This window comes from Porphyrobacter sp. YT40, assembly GCF_006542605.1.
In the GTDB taxonomy this organism is placed as follows: Bacteria; Pseudomonadota; Alphaproteobacteria; order Sphingomonadales; family Sphingomonadaceae; genus Erythrobacter.
In genome coordinates, this window is record NZ_CP041222.1 from 2,400,275 (window position 1) to 2,417,546 (window position 17,272).

19 protein-coding genes and 1 tRNA gene are annotated in these 17,272 nt (G+C 66.0%); 4 read left to right on the forward strand and 16 right to left on the reverse strand.

Annotation, left to right across the window (positions count from 1 at the left end; translation table 11 throughout):
- The first annotated feature begins 69 nt into the window (after window positions 1-69).
- Both hfq and hflX read left to right on the forward strand, forming a co-directional pair.
- Window positions 70-654, forward strand: a complete 585-nt coding sequence (gene hfq / locus E2E27_RS11230; protein ID WP_141459207.1) for an RNA chaperone Hfq — start codon at window positions 70-72, stop codon at window positions 652-654.
- A gap of 26 nt (window positions 655-680) precedes the next feature.
- Window positions 681-1,973, forward strand: coding sequence for a GTPase HflX (gene hflX, locus E2E27_RS11235; RefSeq protein ID WP_181443422.1), 1,293 nt, complete (start codon window positions 681-683; stop codon window positions 1,971-1,973).
- A gap of 6 nt (window positions 1,974-1,979) precedes the next feature.
- Here the strand turns inward: hflX and mazG are convergent, their stop codons facing one another.
- From mazG to E2E27_RS11280, 9 genes are read right to left on the reverse strand one after another with little or no spacing between them, the layout of a single operon-like run.
- Complete coding sequence (gene mazG / locus E2E27_RS11240) at window positions 1,980-2,747, reverse strand: nucleoside triphosphate pyrophosphohydrolase (protein WP_141459211.1); 768 nt, start codon at window positions 2,745-2,747, stop codon at window positions 1,980-1,982.
- Between the two features lie 39 nt (window positions 2,748-2,786).
- The gene (locus E2E27_RS11245; RefSeq protein ID WP_141459213.1) at window positions 2,787-2,984 is read right to left on the reverse strand and encodes a hypothetical protein; all 198 of its coding nucleotides are present in this window, start codon (window positions 2,982-2,984) and stop codon (window positions 2,787-2,789) included.
- On the reverse strand, window positions 2,981-3,763 hold the full coding sequence (locus E2E27_RS11250) for an MBL fold metallo-hydrolase (protein ID WP_141459215.1): 783 nt from the start codon (window positions 3,761-3,763) through the stop codon (window positions 2,981-2,983). Before E2E27_RS11250 ends, E2E27_RS11245 begins: the two co-directional genes overlap by 4 nt.
- Window positions 3,760-4,536, reverse strand: coding sequence for a TatD family hydrolase (locus E2E27_RS11255; RefSeq protein ID WP_141459217.1), 777 nt, complete (start codon window positions 4,534-4,536; stop codon window positions 3,760-3,762). Before E2E27_RS11255 ends, E2E27_RS11250 begins: the two co-directional genes overlap by 4 nt.
- A complete protein-coding gene (gene metG / locus E2E27_RS11260) occupies window positions 4,536-6,095 on the reverse strand; it encodes a methionine--tRNA ligase (RefSeq protein ID WP_141459219.1) in 1,560 nt (519 codons plus the stop codon). The genes E2E27_RS11255 and metG overlap by 1 nt, the downstream gene beginning before the upstream one ends.
- On the reverse strand, window positions 6,088-7,044 hold the full coding sequence (locus tag E2E27_RS11265; protein WP_141459222.1) for a DNA polymerase III delta subunit-related protein: 957 nt from the start codon (window positions 7,042-7,044) through the stop codon (window positions 6,088-6,090). The genes metG and E2E27_RS11265 overlap by 8 nt, the downstream gene beginning before the upstream one ends.
- Window positions 7,041-7,670, reverse strand: a complete 630-nt coding sequence (gene tmk, locus E2E27_RS11270; protein WP_141459224.1) for a dTMP kinase — start codon at window positions 7,668-7,670, stop codon at window positions 7,041-7,043. The genes E2E27_RS11265 and tmk overlap by 4 nt, the downstream gene beginning before the upstream one ends.
- A complete protein-coding gene (locus tag E2E27_RS11275; protein WP_141459226.1) occupies window positions 7,667-8,851 on the reverse strand; it encodes a D-alanyl-D-alanine carboxypeptidase family protein in 1,185 nt (394 codons plus the stop codon). Before E2E27_RS11275 ends, tmk begins: the two co-directional genes overlap by 4 nt.
- Window positions 8,852-8,904: 53 nt before the next feature.
- On the reverse strand, window positions 8,905-9,954 hold the full coding sequence (locus E2E27_RS11280) for a lytic murein transglycosylase (RefSeq protein ID WP_141459229.1): 1,050 nt from the start codon (window positions 9,952-9,954) through the stop codon (window positions 8,905-8,907).
- Window positions 9,955-10,061: 107 nt separating this feature from the next.
- Here E2E27_RS11280 and E2E27_RS11285 point away from each other — a divergent pair.
- A tRNA-Ser gene (locus tag E2E27_RS11285) sits at window positions 10,062-10,151 on the forward strand.
- An 11-nt stretch (window positions 10,152-10,162) separates the two neighbouring features.
- Here E2E27_RS11285 and E2E27_RS11290 read toward each other — a convergent pair.
- The 7 genes from E2E27_RS11290 to E2E27_RS11320 all read right to left on the reverse strand — a co-directional run bounded on the left by E2E27_RS11290 (window position 10,163) and on the right by E2E27_RS11320 (window position 16,676).
- A complete protein-coding gene (locus tag E2E27_RS11290; RefSeq protein WP_141459231.1) occupies window positions 10,163-10,780 on the reverse strand; it encodes a hypothetical protein in 618 nt (205 codons plus the stop codon).
- Between the two features lie 24 nt (window positions 10,781-10,804).
- Window positions 10,805-11,971: an aspartyl/asparaginyl beta-hydroxylase domain-containing protein gene (locus E2E27_RS11295; protein ID WP_234036029.1), complete on the reverse strand. Its 1,167-nt coding sequence runs from the start codon at window positions 11,969-11,971 to the stop codon at window positions 10,805-10,807.
- 64 nt (window positions 11,972-12,035) lie between these two features.
- Complete coding sequence (locus E2E27_RS11300) at window positions 12,036-12,905, reverse strand: class I SAM-dependent methyltransferase (RefSeq protein ID WP_141459233.1); 870 nt, start codon at window positions 12,903-12,905, stop codon at window positions 12,036-12,038.
- Window positions 12,905-14,317, reverse strand: coding sequence for a dihydrolipoyl dehydrogenase (gene lpdA / locus E2E27_RS11305; RefSeq protein WP_141459235.1), 1,413 nt, complete (start codon window positions 14,315-14,317; stop codon window positions 12,905-12,907). The genes E2E27_RS11300 and lpdA overlap by 1 nt, the downstream gene beginning before the upstream one ends.
- Window positions 14,310-14,681 (reverse strand): acyl-CoA thioesterase, encoded by a 372-nt coding sequence (locus tag E2E27_RS11310; protein WP_141459237.1) that lies wholly within the window; start codon window positions 14,679-14,681, stop codon window positions 14,310-14,312. Before E2E27_RS11310 ends, lpdA begins: the two co-directional genes overlap by 8 nt.
- 40 nt (window positions 14,682-14,721) lie before the next feature.
- Complete coding sequence (locus E2E27_RS11315) at window positions 14,722-15,228, reverse strand: hypothetical protein (protein ID WP_141459239.1); 507 nt, start codon at window positions 15,226-15,228, stop codon at window positions 14,722-14,724.
- Between the two features lie 26 nt (window positions 15,229-15,254).
- Window positions 15,255-16,676, reverse strand: coding sequence for a 2-oxo acid dehydrogenase subunit E2 (locus E2E27_RS11320; RefSeq protein ID WP_141459241.1), 1,422 nt, complete (start codon window positions 16,674-16,676; stop codon window positions 15,255-15,257).
- Window positions 16,677-16,825: 149 nt separating this feature from the next.
- Between E2E27_RS11320 and E2E27_RS11325 the strand changes: the two genes are divergently transcribed.
- The gene (locus E2E27_RS11325; RefSeq protein ID WP_141459243.1) at window positions 16,826-17,272 is read left to right on the forward strand and encodes a universal stress protein; all 447 of its coding nucleotides are present in this window, start codon (window positions 16,826-16,828) and stop codon (window positions 17,270-17,272) included.

Here is a 17,272-nt window from a genome sequence, read left to right on the forward strand (position 1 = left end):
CACCATTTTTGCGGTGGCCTGCTACCTGCGGACCGGATCATCGGCCGCCAAGAACAAGGAGGCATGACCATGTCCAGCGGGCGAACGCTCTCTCCCCGTCCTGTTGCGCGCGCCGCAGCGCCTGCCGAGCCGCGTGGCGGCGATGCCGGCCCGCCGCCCGTCCGCCAGAGCGGCAATCTCCAGGACGCTTTTCTCAACCTGCTGCGCAAGAACAAGATTCCCGTCACCATGTTTCTGGTGAAGGGCGTGAAGCTGCAGGGCATCGTCACCTGGTTCGACAATTTCTCGATCCTGCTGCGCCGCGATGGCCAGTCGCAACTGGTCTACAAGCACGCGATCAGCACCATCATGCCGGGGCAGGCGCTGGACCCGGCGCAGTTCGGCAGTCAGGCAGGCGGCAAGAAGCAGAAGCTTTTGCAGGACGTGTTCCTCAGCCGCGTGGCCGAAGCCAATGTGCAGGTCACGATGTTTCTGGTGAACGGCGTGATGTTGCAGGGCCGGATCGCCGCCTATGATCTGTTCTGCATGCTGCTCGAACGCGATGGCGCGGTGCAGCTGGCCTACAAGCATGCGGTGTCCACCATCCAGCCCGCCAGCCCGGTCGACCTCAGCGTCGACGACGGGGAAGGCGAAGACGATGGGGTCGACGACTGAGCTTTGACAGCCAATTCGCCGAGGAAGTGACCCGCGGTGCGCGGGCGCTGGTGCTGTGCCCGGATATCCGTGCGCTGCGCTACGACCTCGATGCGGCCGAACGGCTCGCCGAGGCCGAGGGGCTGGCGCTCGCGATCGGCGTGGTCATCGCCCATTCCGCTGTGCTCCCGGTGCGCCAGATGCAGCCCAATACGCTGTTCGGCTCGGGTCAGGTCGAGAATATCGGCATCTGGTGCGAGCAATACGAGGCCGAGCTGGTGATCGTGGACGGGGCGCTCACCCCGATCCAGCAGCGCAATCTCGAGGACCGGCTGAAGCGCAAGGTAATCGACCGCACCGGGCTGATCCTCGAGATTTTCGGTGAACGCGCAGCCACCGCGGAAGGCCGTCTGCAGGTCGAACTGGCGCATCTCGATTACCAGCAGAGCCGCCTTGTGCGCAGCTGGACTCACCTCGAACGGCAGCGCGGCGGCTTCGGCTTTCTGGGCGGGCCGGGCGAAACCCAGATCGAGGCCGACCGGCGGATGATCCGCCAGCGCATGGGCCGGCTGCGACGCGAGCTGGAGCAGGTCAAGAAGACCCGCGCGCTGCATCGTGACCGGCGGGGCAGGGCGCCTTGGCCGGTGGTGGCGCTGGTGGGCTACACCAACGCGGGCAAGTCGACGCTGTTCAACCGCCTGACCGGCGCGACTGTGATGGCCGAGGATCTGCTGTTCGCGACGCTCGATCCGACGATGCGCGCGATCCGGTTGCCGGGGGTGGAAAAGGCGATCCTGTCGGACACGGTGGGCTTCATCTCCGATCTGCCCACGCAGCTAGTCGCCGCCTTCCGCGCGACGCTGGAAGAGGTGACCGCTGCTGACGTGATCTGCCACGTGCGCGACATGGCCAATCCCAGCCATGCAGCGCAAAAAAAACAGGTACTCGATGTGCTCGCCGACCTCGACGTGGTCGATGCCGAAACCGGGACGAGCGCCATTCCCATCCTCGAAGTGTGGAACAAGTGCGACCTCTTAGATGCTGAAAATCTTGCGGAATTGCGCGATTCGGCGGAGGGTCAGGGGGCCGTGATCGTCTCAGCGATGACGGGGGAGGGAGTTGACACCCTCGAAGTTGAATTGTCCCGCCTGCTCACCGGCGCTGCGCGCGAAGTCAGCTTCGTACTGCCGGTGTCCGACGGGCGGCGGATCGCCTGGCTCCATGCCCATGGCGATGTGCTCTCCGATGATGAAGCCGGCAGCGGCGAGGACGGCCCGATGCGGCGACTGACGGTTCGGCTCAATCCCAAGGAATTGGGGCAGTTCGCCAGTCTTTCCTGATGCTTGTCAGGATTTCTTGACCTGCTGCCAGAGCTCTTCCTGTGCCTCGAGCGAGAGGCCGGCGAAGTGCTCCGGCCCGCCGATGGCTTCCATGGCCCGGAACCGCCGTTCAAACTTGGCATTGGCTGCGCGCAAGGCCTCTTCCGCACTGATGCCGTGCGCGCGGACGAAGTTAACGACGGCGAACAGCAGGTCGCCTGCTTCCTCGACCTGGTCCTGATCCGAGGTGGCTTGCTTCAGCTCGGCGATTTCCTCGGCAATCTTGGCTTCGGAACCCGAGGGATCGGGCCAGTCGAACCCGGTGCGCGCGGCGCGTTTCTGGAGCTTCTCGGCGCGCATCAGCGCGGGCAGCGCGAGTGCGACGCCATCGAGCGCGCTGGCGACGCCCTTGGCCGATCGTTCGCGCGCCTTGAGATCCTCCCAGCGGGCCTCGTCCATGGTGCCACCGGCGTCGCCGAAGATATGCGGGTGGCGCGCTTCCATCTTGGTGCTGATTGAGGCGGCGACATCGTCAAAGGCGAAGTGTCCGGCTTCCTCGGCCATGCGCGCATGGAACACAACCTGAAGCAACAGGTCGCCGAGCTCCTCGCGCAGATCGGCCATGTCGCCGCGCGCAATGGCGTCCGCGACTTCATAGGCTTCCTCGATCGTGTAGGGCGCAATCGAGGCGAAGTCCTGTGCAAGATCCCATTCGCAGCCGCTTTGGGGATCGCGCAGTCGGGCCATGATGGCGAGCAGGCGGTCGATCGGCGGCTGCGGGAGAGTGTCGCTCATGGGTATCCTATGAGATGGATAATATATATTATGTAAAATCTACATCAGGCCCGAGGCGGTGCCCCGCGCGACCATGAACCACTCCACCACCAGGAACAGGCCCCCGAAAATCAGGATCCAGGCCAGCGCCATCTTGACCATCTGGCCCAGACCCAGCTGGCGGGAGCGCAGTCCGACCCCGGCGAGGATCAGCCAGCCCAGACTGGTGATGATCGGCAGCAGCAGATCAGGATTCATGCGACAATCTCCAGCCCGTCATAACCCACGGTCACGAAATCCGGCACTTCGGCGCACAGGCTGCGATAATCCATGCTCTTGTCGAGATGGCTCAGCACAACGCGCCCGGCCTTGCAGCGCTCGCCCAGTTCAATGGCCATGGCAAGATGCGCATGGGTCGGATGCGGCTCGCGGCGCAGGCAATCGCTCACGAGGATGTCGACCTTGTAGAGCAAATCAATCATTTCATCTGAAATTGCGCTGAAATCCGTGGCATAGGCGATGCTTTTGCCATCGGCTTCGAAGCGATAGGCGGTCGTCTCGCCGGGCCCGTGCGCCATCTGGCACCAGTCGACGCCGAACCCGGCGATCATCCGCAGCCGATCAAGCGTGTCGAGCGTGCAGATCGTCGGATAGCCTTCCTGCCCGGCAAAGACATAGCCGAAGCGCTGCCGCAGGCGCCGGACGGTCTCGGTCTCGGCAAACCCTGGGATCGGGCCTGCGCGTCCATAGCGCAGCACGCGCAGATCGTCGATGCCGTGGCAGTGATCGGCATGATCATGCGTCCAGAACACCGCGTCGATATGGCCGATCCGGTTTGCTAGCAGCTGCGCGCGGCAATCGGACGAGGTATCGACCAGCAGCCGCTTGCCTTCGTCGCTCTCGACCAGAATCGAGACCCGCGTGCGGCGGTTACGCGGCTCGGTGGGGTCGCAGTCGCCCCAGTCGCCCGTGCCATCAGGCCCGCCCAGTCGCGGCACCCCGGTCGAGGTGCCCGAGCCGAGCATCACCAGCTTCACAGGCGCGCCTTGCTGAAAAGGTTGAAGAAATTCGCGGTCGTGACCTGCTTGAGATGGTCGACCTCCACGCCCCGAAGCCCTGCCACAAAGGCCGCGGTGTCGACGACATAGGCCGGTTCGCACACCCTCCCCCGATGCGGGACCGGAGCGAGGAAGGGGCTGTCGGTCTCGACCAGCAGCCTGTCCTCAGGTATGGTCTTCGCGACCTCCTGCAAGTCCTTGGCATTCTTGAAAGTCACGATCCCCGACAGCGAAATTGTCAGCCCCAGCGCCAACACCTTCTCGGCGAAGTCTCCCGAGGCGGTGAAGCAGTGGATCAGCGCGGGGTAGGCCCCCTTCCCCATTTCCTCTGCGAGGATCGCATGGGTATCCTCCTCGGCATCGCGGGTGTGGATGACAAGCGGCAACTGCGTTTCGCGTGCGACATCAATATGCATGCGAAACAGGCGCTTCTGCGCTTCTCTGTCCGACTTGTCGTAATAGTAGTCGAGCCCGGTTTCGCCGATCGCGATGACCTTGGGATGCCGCGTCGCCTCGAGCAGCGCGGCGCGGCCTAGATCCAGATGGGCATCGGCCTCGTGCGGGTGGATGCCGACGCTGGCGAAGACATCGGGCGCGCGTGCGGCGGTGCCGACCACCTGACCCCACTCGGATTGGCGGGTCGAGATGTTGAGAAAGGCCCCCACCCCCGCCGCCCGCGCCCGCGCCAGCACGCCCTCGCGGTCCTCGACGAGGCCTTTGTATTCGAGATGGCAGTGGCTATCGACCAGCATCAGGCAGTCTCGGGTTCGGCGGGTAGTTCGAGCCGCGGAAACAGCGGGGTCGGCGGGGCGACCGTGAATCCGCTGGCGACAAGACGCGAAAACCAGTCAACATCCGCCAGCGCCGCGTATCCGCGCTCGCCCTCGGGAATGCCGAGTTGATCGAGGAGCGCCGCGGCTTTTTCCGGCACCACGGGTTGAATCGCAATGCCAAGATCGCGCAGCGCCATGAACAGCGTTTGCAGCACGGCCTTCATCCGCTCAGGATCGGTCTTCTTCAGGCCCCATGGCGCCTGCTCATCGACATACTGGTTGCAGGCATAAACTGCCCGAATCCATGCCTCGATCCCGTTAGAAAAGTTCAACGCGTCGAATTCGCGCGGAAGTTCCTCTGCGCAGGCCTTGCTGACGAGCGCGAGCAACGCGCGATCTGCCTCGGCCTGCTCGAAGCCCTCCAGTCTCCCATCCATGTTCTTGGCGATCATCGACAACGTGCGCTGCGCCAGATTGCCGAAGCTGTTTGCCAGTTCTGCATTCGCTCGCAAAACAATCGCTTCCGGCGAATAGCTGCCATCTTGTCCAAAGGCGACTTCGCGCATCAGGAAGTAGCGCAAGGCATCCACACCGAAGGTCTCGGCCAGTGTCAGCGGATCGGTGACGTTGCCCAGCGACTTCGATTCCTTCTGGCCGCGGTTGAGCAGGAAGCCGTGGCCGAACACCTTCTGCGGCACCGGCAGCTTCGCGCTCATCAGGAAGGCTGGCCAATAGATCGTGTGGAAGCGCACGATGTCCTTGCCGATCAGATGCAGGCTCGCGGGCCAGAAATCGCCCATGTCGGCGGGATAACCCAAGCCTGTCAGATAGTTGGTGAGCGCATCCACCCACACATACATGACATGGGCATCGCTGCCCGGCACCTTCACCCCCCAGTCGAAGGAGGTGCGGCTGACCGAGAGATCGCGCAGGCCTTGCTCGACAAAGGCGATCATCTCGTTGCGGCGGCTTGCCGGTTCGAGAAAGCCGGGTGTCTTCAGCAATTCAAGCAGTTGATCCTGATACTTCGAAAGCCGGAAGAACCAGCTTTCCTCAACCGTCCATTCGACCGGCGTGCCCTGGGGAGAAAGCTTCGCCCCGTCCTCGCCTTCGACGAGTTCACTCTCGTCGTAATAGGCCTCGTCGCGGACCGAGTACCAGCCTTCGTAGCGGTCTAGATAGAGATCGCCCGAGGCTTCCATCGCCTGCCACATCGCCTGGCTGGCGCGGTGATGATCGGGCTCGGACGTGCGGATGAAGCGGTCATAGGACACGTTAAGCGCATCGCACATCGCACGGAAATAGCCGGACATTTCGTCGGCAAGATCGCGCGGCGTACGGCCCTGTTCCTCGGCCTTGCGGGCCATCTTGAGGCCGTGTTCGTCGGTGCCAGTCTGGAACCGCACGCGCCGGCCCTGAAGGCGCTGGAAGCGCGCGATGACATCGGCGGCGATCGCCTCGTAGGCGTGGCCGATATGCGGCTTCCCGTTGGGGTAGCTGATCGCGGTCGTGATGTAGAAGGGGGTGGTGTCAGCCATGGGCCGGTTCGCTAGCCGGGGCAGCCGCGACAAGCAAGCTGCCGATCTCGAAGGGAAGCATCCCGGCATCGAAATTGGCCGTGGGCGCTTCGGCGGCGAGCGCGACCAGCGCGCCGTGAGCCTCGATCAGCCGCGCGCGGGTCTGCGCGTCCTCGCTGCTTCGCGCCGCATGGGCGACGAGCGATTGGGCAAGGTCGAGCACCGCCTGCACCCGCTCCCGGTCGGCGCGCGGGCCGATCAGGCGGGCAAGCTCGCCGCGCCCGGTCACGCCGTCGTCACCGCCCGCGATCAGCGCGGCCATGACACGCGCGATCGGCGCCAGATCCTGCTCCGCAAAGCGCACCGCCGCGCCGAAGGAGCCTTCGGCGGCGGCAACCGCCTGTGGGTCGGACGGCAGACCCGCCGCATGCAGCATTTCGGCAAGCTGACTGTCGCTCAGCACCGGGAAGCGCAAGGTGCGGCAGCGCGAGCGGATCGTCGGTAACAGCCGCGCCGGACGGTGGGTGACGAGCAGGAAAAACGTGCCTGCGGGCGGTTCCTCAAGGCTCTTGAGCAGCGCGTTGGCGGCGGATTTCTCCATGTCGTCGGCCGGGTCGATAATGATCGCGCGGCGGCTCCCCAGCGTCGGACGGGTAATCAGGCGGCGCTGCATGGCGCGGATCTGCTTGATGCGGATCGAGCGTGCGAGATCGAAAGGCTTGCCCTCGGCCTGCGCCTTCTCGCCCTTGTCGTCCTTGGGGCCGTAGGTCAGCACGATGATATCGGGGTGATCGCCCTCGGGCTGCGGCACGCCGGGTTCGGCGACCAGCTCGCGCGCGGCGGCCATCGCGAAGTCGCGCTTGCCGAGGCCCGCCTTGCCCGCCAGCAGCCAGCCATGGTGCATCCGCTCGCCGCCCAGAGCGTCACGCCAGACACGCCAGGCTTCGGCATGGTTGGGCCAGTCGGTCATGGGAGGAGATCGCCAATCGCTGCAAGAATGCGCGCGTGAACCTCCTCGGGCGCGCCGAGGGCATCGATCCGGGCAAAGCCTGTCGGTTCGCGCTCGGCCAAGGCGCGGAAGGCGGCGGCGACGGCGCGGTGATAGTCCGCCGGACGCCCTTCGATGGCATCGGCGGCCTGCCCACGCGCGGCCAATCGGCCTGCGAGAGCGGCCTCGTCGCCTTCCAGCAGGATCACCCGGTCGGGACGCAGGCCATCGCTGCCGAAGGCGTGGAGCGCAGTGATCGCCGCATCGCCCAGTCCCCCTGCCCCGCCCTGATAGGCGCGGCTCGAATCGACGAATCGGTCGCAGATCACCCAATCGCCGCGGGCGAGCGCCGGGCGGATCAGATGCGCGACATGATCGGCGCGGGCGGCGGCGAACAGCAGGGCCTCGGCTTCGGGCGGCCATCCCTCTCCCGGCGGCGACAGCAGCAGTGCTCGGATCGCCTCTGCGCCCGGCGTGCCGCCGGGTTCGCGAGTAACCACCACCGTGAGCCCGCGCGCGCGCAGGGCCTCGGCGAGCAGCCGCGCCTGAGTCGACTTGCCCGCTCCCTCGCCGCCCTCGAAGGCGATGAACCGGCCCGCCGATGTCACGCGAACAACCCGGCGATGGCGTTGACGATCCGGTCGAGCGGCCCGGCGATCCCGACATCTTCAGCGGCGTAGAGCGGGATGCGTGCGGGCGCGACACCCGGCGCGGTGATCTCCAGCGTGGCCAGTTCCTGCCCCGCCGCGATCGGTGCGCGCAAGGGGCCGTCATAGCGGATCGTCGCGGTAAGCGGCGCTGTGCTTCCGCGCGGGAGGTTGATCGCCACTGGCCCCGCCGCCTTGAGCGCTACGCTCAGCGCATCGCCATCCTGCACTCGCGCGCGCCCGATTTCGACCTCCGGCTCGAACAGGCGCCGCCGCTCGAAGGCCGCAAAGCCCCATTCGGCATAGGCCCGCGCGAGCCTTCCCCGCAGCCGGCCGTTTTCCACCCCGGCCAGCACCAGAACCAGCCGCTGCCCGTCGCGCCTGACCGTACCGAGATAGGAGAAGCCCGATTCATTGGTGAACCCGGTCTTGATCCCGTCCGCCCCCGGCACGCGTCCGATCATCGGATCGTGGTTGATCTGCGCAATCCCCTTGTAGTCGAACCCCATGCGTCCGACATAATAGCCGAACTTGTCCGGGTGACGGGTGATCATCGCGCGTGCCAGCGTCACCAGATCGGTGGCGGTGGTGAAGGTGCGCCCTTCGTCGGGAAAGCCGTTGGGGGTGCCGAAATGGCTCCCGATCATCCCAAGATCGAGCGCGGTGCGGTTCATCATTGCGGTCCACGCCGGGACCGAACCGGCCTGCCCCTCCGCCAGCACCGCCGCCCCGTCATTGGCCGAGACATTGGCGATGCCGAGAAGCAGATCGTCGACCCGCACCCGTTCGCCCGCATCGAGGAACATCGTCGAGCCCTTGCGCCGCCATTCACGCGCGACCACGGGGCTCATGACGAAAACCTGCTCTGGGTCGAGCTTGCGCTGCGCGAGCAGCTCGAAGGCGAGGTAGAGCGTCATCACCTTGGTCACCGAGGCGGGCATGAAACGCCGGTCGGGATTGCGGGCGTGGAGCACCTGCCCGCTGCCCAGATCGACCAGCAGCGCGACCGGCGCTTCCTCGGCAGTGGGAACCGCGGGCAGAACCGGGGCGGAACCGGGCACGAGCGCCTGAGCCGCGGGCGCGAGGCCGCCCGTCACCAGCGCGACCGACAGGGCAATGAGAAGCATAGGTCTGGGGAACATCACGCCCTTGCCTATATCGGCGCCCTCCCCGCTTGGCGAGGCGCGCGCGGCCGCTAGTTCACGATTTCGTCGGCCAAAAGACCCACACTCATCGCATAATAGCTCGAACAGTTATATTCGAGGATCGCGCGGTAATTGCCGGTTACCAGATAGGCGGGCGTGCCGGGGCCGTCGGGCTGGAAGAAGGCGGTCATCACATCGTCCGCCAGCCCACCTTGTGCCACGACCCCTGCCGCGCGCCATTCGGCCACGGTCATCCACCGGCTGAGCCTTTCGTGGACGCGCGGGCACACCGGCGAGACGAGACGGGTGCGATAGGCGGAAGCGTCGAAGCCCTCCGCGACATAGGCGCGCACACCCCAAGGCTGCCCCGGTCGCCATCCCGCGTCGCGGAAATAGTTGGCGATCGAGGCGAAGGTATCGGCGCGGTTGGTGAAGATATCCGCGCGCCCGTCTCCGTCGCCATCGGTTGCGAGCCGCAGATAGACGCTCGGAAGGAATTGCGGGTTGCCGAAAGCCCCGGCGTAGGAGCCGACCAGCTGCGCGCGGTCATAGCCCTTGTCGGCGACCTTCATCAGGGCAACGAATTCCCCTGCGAACAGCTCGCGCCGCCGCCCCTCCCAAGCGAGCGTGGCGAGGCTGCGGGCAAGGTCGAAGTCGCCCTTGACCCGGCCATAGCTGGTCTCGTGCCCGAAGATAGCGACGACGATCTGGCCCGGCACGCCATATTGCGCTTCGAGCGCGGCGAGCGTGCTCTGGTGCTGGCGATAGACAGAACGCCCGCCGCCGATCCGCGCTGCATCGACATGGGTGGCGATGTAATTCGCCATCGACGGATAACCGCGCGTGGTGGCGCTGCCGGGCTGGTTGTTGTCGAGCGCAATCACCCGCGGATTGGGGGTGAGTCCGGCGGTCATGCGGGCGATGGTATCCTCACGCACGCCCTCGGCCCGGGCGCGGGCCTTGAGCAGTTCGAGATAGGCATCGAACGGCAGGCTATCGGCGCTGGCTTGCGCCGTGGCAGGCGCAGCCACGGGCGGCGCGCCAAGAATGGCGAAGGCACCAAGGGCAAGCGCGGCGGCAGGAAGAAGACGGGGAATCATGCCGCTAGGGATGTCACATTCTGACTGAATACCCAACAACCGGATTGTCATCGGCGCGCGAAGGATGGTGACAATCGCGCAGTTCAGCGCTAGCCGCTTGCGGCATAGGACAGGTGGCCGAGTGGTTTAAGGCAGCGGTCTTGAAAACCGCCGTAGGTGCAAGCCTACCGTGGGTTCGAATCCCACCCTGTCCGCCATTATTCACCCGTCACCCCATCGAGGGCCGGTCCGATGCGAGCATCGCGCCCACGATGATGCAGCCTTCCTCAGGGTATGTCGGCGCAAGATCGATTGATGCATCGACCACGGTAACGGTCTGGTACAGCACGCGGTTGCCGCAGGAATCCTTCACCGTCAGTTCGTATGTGCCGGGCGAAAGGCCCTCGAAAACGAAGCGATTAGTTCCCTGTTCACGCCGCCTCGGAATGGACTGACCGTCTGACGAACGCAGCTGGGCGGTGCGATAGTGGTCACGATAGAAAAACGACCCGGTAATCCTATAACCGGGCGTCGAAGGATCAGCCATAGGCGTGGTCTGGCAGGCGGCGGTGGCCAGTGTGAGTGAGGCGCCGGCGGCTGCGACCAAACGTCGCCCGGTGCCCCGACGCGTGGGTTGGAATGCCACCACCCCATCAGGCCCGACCCTCGCGCGAACGCAAGCATCGACCTCATTGTCGAGCAGGTGCTCCGCCTCCTCGAGCGTCATGTGTTCGAGATCGTGCACGATCGTATCGCATGAAGCACAATGGCGATTGCACCCGCGCGGCGTCATCGCGTCCCACGCTTCGTCACAGGGCTTTGGGAAGTTCACGAACAGATCACTCACGGTCACTTCCTCGCTCCTTGGCCGCTACAATGCCCCCACCGGGAAGGCTGCCGCGCTGACAGCCGCCTGGATCGCCACCCGTTCGGCAGGCGACAGATCGGGGTGCCACAGGTCAAAGATCAGAATCACCCGCAAGCGGTCGGTCTCGTTCTTCGCCTCGTGCTCGATGGTGTCGTCGAAAACCCAGGCCTGCCCTTCGGCGAAGTCGCGGGTTTCGGCGCCGACCCGGAACCAGCAGCGATCAGGCACGATCAGCGGCAAGTGGCAGAGCAGGCGGAAATTCGCGACGCCAACATGGGGCGGGATATGCGTGTGCGGGGCGAGCAGCGAGAACATCGCATTGGCCGCACAACCGGCGATGTGCGGCTGATCCATCCGCGCGAGGAAGCCCATCGTCTCGGGGCAATGCGCGGCATTGGCGGCCACCGTTTCGCCCCGTTCGATCAGGTGGATCGCCGTCCAGTCGCGGTTGTGATTGAGATTGCGCCATTGGGCGAGCGGCTCGCTGTCGTTATATTTGACGTAAGGCACCAGCGTCGCATCGGGCGCATTGGCGACTGCGTCCATCTCGGCGCGGATCGCGGGGGCAAGACTTTCGAGTTCGCCGAGCCAGGGGAAGCCTTCGGGATCGTGGAACTCCGCCTCGCGCAGACCCGGATAGGCGAAGTGGGTCGCCTCGGAATGGTAGGCGCGGGTGCGGTGAGTGATGTTGGTGCCGAGCCGGGCGATGCGGCGGCGCTCGGCCGGAGTGAGGTCGGCGCCGCTGGCTTCGACCGCCTGCGCAAGGCGCCGCTCCAGCCCCTGCTGATGCTCTGCCCAGCAGGTCTCGGCGCGGGCGATGGCCTGCACCAGCATCGGCGGCAACGGATCGGGGCGCGGCTGCGCGAGCGCGCGACCATAGGCCTCGCCCGCCTCGGGGTGCCCGGCCTGGTCGAGCATCCGCGCGCGCATCAGCAGGTTCATGAAATCGAGCGGGGCGAGCGCCAGTGCCCGGTCGATTGCCTCGATCGCCTTGATCGCCATGCCCGACATCTGCCGCACCGTCGCAAGGCGCTGCCAGAAGGCGGGTGTCTGAGGATCGTGCCGGGCGGCGTCTTCGAGAATGCCGCGCGCCTCTGCAAGCCGCCCCTCGCTCAGCGCGCGGTCAGCCGCTGCAATGCGGTCGGCAAGATCGGGCGTGAGGACGGTCACGCGCCGTTTCTTACCTATGTTGATGCCTCATGCAAGTCGTCGAGCTGTGTGTGCTGTTCGTCGGTCAGGCCCGTGCCGTCACCAGCCATGCCTTGCCGCCGAGCATCACGCCTTCGCCGGGCCGATAGTGGCGCGAAAACAGCGCGGTGAGATCGGCGCGGGCGGCGGTCAGCACTTGCTCCCCGTGCTCGGCAAGGATGCGCCCTGCGGCCATCGAGGCGAGCACGAAGTCGGTGGCCTCCTGTGGAGAGGCACCAGCGCCGCCCACCGCCTGCTCACCCTCGTAAGCGGCAACCTCCATCGCGGTGAAGCCGGCGGCGGTGAGGATGCCTTCCAGATAGCCGAGATCCTCGAAGGCGAAGGGGCCGGGCGCACGGGGCACGGCGGGTGGGATCTCGACATACCGGCGCACCACCCCCATGACCTCCATCATCCAGGCATTGTCGCGCGGATGGGCCCAGACCGCGAGGTCGATCCGCGCGCCCGGTTTGAGCATGGCGCGCAGGTTCGCGAAGGCGGGCACGGGCTCTGCGAAGAACATCGAGCCGAAGCGAGAGAACAGGCGGTCGAAGGGCGGTTCGGCGAGTTGCGCTGTCGCGGCATCGGCGCAGACGAAGCGCGCGGGGCTGCCCGCTGCCGCTGCGCGCGCCTTCGCCCTCTCGATCAGCATGGGCGCGATGTCGAGGCCCAGCGCCGCGCCCTGCGGCCCCACCGCCTCGGCAATCGCCAGCGTGGTTGCCCCGCCGCCGCAACCGAGATCGAGCACCCGCTCGCCGGGCTGATAACCCGCCCGTGCCAGCAGCGCCTCGCCGATGGGCGCGATCATACCTTCGAAGCGGTCGAGACTGGCGAGCCAGCGCGCGCCCATTTCGCCCGCCCAGTCCTCGCCCCCCAGCTTGTCGGAGCCCTGCGCCTCGGTTCCGGATGCGGCCATCAGAAGTGCAGCGCTCGGCCGTAGGCGTCGAGCACGCTTTCGTGCATCATCTCGCTTAGCGTTGGGTGCGGGAAGACGGTCTGCATCAGCTCGGCCTCGGTGGTCTCGAGCGTCTTGCCGACGGTGTAGCCCTGGATCAGCTCGGTCACTTCCGCGCCGACCATGTGCGCGCCCAGCAACTCGCCGGTCTTGGCGTCGAACACGGTCTTGATGAAGCCCTCTGCCTCGCCAAGCGCAATCGCCTTGCCATTGCCGATGAAGGGGAAGTTGCCGACGCGGACCTCGTAGCCCGCCTCTTTCGCCTTGGCCTCGGTCAGGCCGACGCTGGCGATCTGCGGGTGGCAATAGGTGCAGCCCGGGATGTTGTTGCGGTTAAGCGGGTGCGGGTGGACTTCGGTGTTGCCGAGTTCCTTGGCGATGGCCTCGGCGGCGGTCACGCCCTCGTGGCTTGCCTTGTGTGCGAGCCACGGCCCGGGCGTGCAATCGCCGATGGCCCACAGGCCCTTGGACTTGGTTCGGCCATAAGGGTCGATCTGGATGAAGCCACGGTCCATTTCGGCCAGCTTGTCGATCCCGATATTCTCGGTGTTGGGCACGATGCCGATGGCGACGATCACGTGGGTGAAATCGCTTTCGGCAACCTTGCCGTCCTTCGCCTTGATCTTGGCCTTGATGCCCTTGTCCGAAACGGTGATTCCCTCGACTCCTGCGCCGGTCATGATCGTGATGCCTTGCTTCTTGAGGCTCTTCTCGAGGAAGGTCGAGACGTCCGCATCCTCCACCGGCACGATCCGGTCGAGCATTTCCACAACCGTCACCTCGCTGCCGAGGTCATTGTAGAAGCTCGCGAATTCGATGCCGATGGCACCCGAACCGATCACCAACAGCTTTTCGGGCAGTTCCGCCGGGGTCATCGCGTGACGATAGGTCCACACGCGCTTGCCGTCCGCCTTGGCGAAAGGCAGGTCGCGCGCGCGGGCGCCGGTGGCGACGATGATATGCTTGGCGGTGAGTTGCTCCTCGCCCTTTTCGCCTTTCACCGTCAGGCTGTTTGCGCCGGTCAGCGCGCCCTCGCCCATATGGACGGTGATCTTGTTCTTCTTCATCAGGTGCGTCACGCCCTGATTGAGCTGCTTGGCGACCCCGCGGCTGCGCTTGACGATCGCGGCGAGGTCAGCCTCGATCTGGCCTGCGACCTTCAGGCCATAATCGCCCGCGTGCTGCATGTAGTGGAAGATCTCCGCCGAGCGCAGCATCGCCTTGGTCGGGATGCAGCCCCAGTTGAGGCAGATACCGCCCAGATTCTCGCGCTCGACGATCGCGGTCTTGAGCCCAAGCTGCGCGCAGCGGATCGCCGCGACATAGCCACCGGGGCCCGAGCCGAGCACGATCACGTCATATTGATTAGCCATTGGTATTGTCCTTGGGGAGGAGAAGCGCCGCGCTCGCGGCAATCGCGCGGGGGCGGTTGTCGTCCCCGATCAGAACGAATTTGAAGGTGCCCTTGGCGACCAGTGTGGTGACCTCGCCGTTGCGCTCCCGCGCGATGGCTTCGGCAGCGATGGTGAGCGAGGTGGTGCCGGTGGCGAGCACGTCACAATAGACCGAAAGCTCGTCCCCCACCGCCATCGCGCCGGGAAAGGCGAAGTCGGTGGCCGAGACCACCACCGCCTTGCCCTGCCCCACGCGGCTTGCGAGGCTCCCCGCGCCCAGCGCCATCTGCGCCATCAGCCACCCGCCGAACACCCCGCCATAGGGATTGGTGTCGGCCGGCATGGCGGTTACGCGGATCTGGGGTAGTCGCTCGCTCACAGCCCTAGCCCGCCAGCACTTCGAGGTATTGCGTCACCACCCAACCCTGGCGGCACGAGCCCCTGTAGGGCTCCTGCGCAGCGACCGGCGAGCTGACACCGCAGTCCTGCGGTTCGGAACCGGGCGCGGCATAGACCACGCCGCTCCAATCGCCATCGCCGGCGCAGACGAACACTTGCTGCCCGGGTTCGAGCCGGTCGCGCTCCTTGGTCGATCCACTGGGCGCGTCGCGGACGGAGAGATAGTCCACATCCTGCCCGTCAAGCGGCTTGACCTTGGCCAAGGTGCCGCAGGCGTCGGTTTCCGGGCCCTCGCTGCCGATCACGATCGCCATGGGAATCGTGCCGTCATAGGCCTTACTGGGAACATCCGCGCTCTCGCCCGAGGGGCTGAGCGCCGCTGGCGTTGCGGCGGCAACTGGGCTGCTGGGCGCGTCGACGGGCGTGTCGCCGGCGGGCGGCGAGCAGGCCGCAAGGCTTGCAAGAAGCAGCGCTGCGAGGGCCTTTTTCATCCGTGCTCTCCTGACGCGAGGGTCGATTATACCACCAGCCCCATCGGATTCTCGACGAGGCTCTTCAGCGCCTCCATCAGCTGCGCCCCGTCCGCGCCGTCGATGGCGCGGTGGTCGAAGCTGCCGGTGGCGCTCATCACGGTGGCCGCGACGATCTGGCCGTCCTCGACCCACGGGCGCTGCTCGCCCGCGCCGACTGCGAGGATCATTGCCTGCGGCGGGTTGATCACCGCGTCGAACTGCTTGGTGCCGAACATGCCGAGGTTGGAGAGACTCGCCGTCCCGCCCTGGAATTCGTGCGGTTGCAGCTTGCCGTCCTTGGCCTTGCCTGCCAGCGCCTTCATCTCGGTGCTGATCTCGGCGAGGCCCTTGCGACCCGCGTCGCGGATGATCGGGGTGATGAGGCCCGAAGGCGCGGCGACCGCCACGGAGATGTCCTGCCGGGTGAATTGCAGCAGCGTGTCGCCTTGGAAGCTGACATTGCACTTGGGCACGCGCTGGAGCGCACGCGCCAAGGCCTTGATCAACAGGTCGTTGACCGAGAGTTTCACACCGTCCGCTTCGAGGCTCTTGTTGAGCTCCCCGCGCAGCTTCAGCAACGCATCGAGACGGATATCGACCGAGAGGTAGATGTGCGGGATGGTCTGCTTGGCCTCGGTCAGACGGCGGGCGATGACCTTCCGGACGTTATTGAGCTTCTGCTCCTCATAAGGCGCATCGAGATCGCCGCCGAGGCTGGGGACGGCGACCGGCGCGGGGGCTGCGGCGGGTGCTGCGGCAGGCGCGGCAGGCACGGCTGTCGCGGCAGAGGCGTGCGCGGCGCTTGGTGTGAAATTCTCGACGTCGTCCTTGACGATCCGGCCATTGGGGCCCGTGCCTTTGACCTGCGCCAGATCGATGCCCTTGTCCGCCGCGATCCGCTTGGCGAGCGGCGAGGCGACGATGCGCTCGCCGGAGGGGGCGGGAGCAGCCGCAGGAGGCGGAGCAGGCGTTGGCGCCGGAGCGGCAGTTGCGCCGCCGCTCTTGCCAATCGCACCCTCGACATCTTCCTTGGTGATCTTGCCCTTGGGGCCGGTGCCGGTGAGGCTGGCAAGGTCGATCCCGGCCTGCTCGGCCATTTTCCTGGCGGTCGGGGTTGCAGCGGGGCCATCCTGAGAAGGAGCCTCGGCGGCAGGTGCTGGCGTTGGCGCGGGCGCCGCTTCCTCACCCTCCACCGCCAACCGCGCGATCACCGCGCCGACCTTCACGTTTTCGGTGCCTTCCTCGATCAGGATTTCGGCGATCACGCCTTCATCGACCGCTTCGAACTCCATCGTCGCCTTGTCGGTCTCGATCTCGGCCATCACGTCGCCCGAGCTGACCGTATCCCCCACCTTGACCAGCCACTTGGCGAGCGTGCCCTCTTCCATGGTGGGCGACAAAGCCGGCATCTTGATATCGAGGGCCATGATCCGTTGAAACTCCCGTGTTCGATCCTTGGCCCGTCTCTGGCCAATTCCCTAGCGTCGGGCAAGACCCGGAATGGCCAATCCGCGTGCGAGGCTTGCCAATCCATACGAATGCATTGATACCTCGCAGCCCAACGGGGCCCGACAATATGCGCACATTCCTGGTCATCATCGACGAGAGCGAAGAGGCAACCGCCGCGCTGCGCTATGCCGCGCGCCGGGCCGTCGCGGTGGGCGGCGCGGTGCATCTGCTCGCGCTGGTGCCGCAGCAGAACTTTTCCGCCTTCGGTGCGGTGCAGGCCACCATCGAGGAGGAAGCCCGCGATCGGGCCGAGATGCTGGCGCATGGCGTGGCCGGCAATCTGCTCGCCGAAAGCGGGATCATGCCGACCATCTCGGTCAAGATCGGGCAGGGCCAGAAGATCGTCACCGAATTTCTCGCCGACCATCCCGAAGTCGCCGCGCTGGTATTGGGCGCTGCGAAGGACGCCGCGCCCGGCCCGCTGGTGACGCATTTCTCCGCCGCCGCCGGGAGCCTGCCCTGCCCGCTCTACATCATCCCCGCCGATTACGACGAAACCAAAAGCGAACACTGA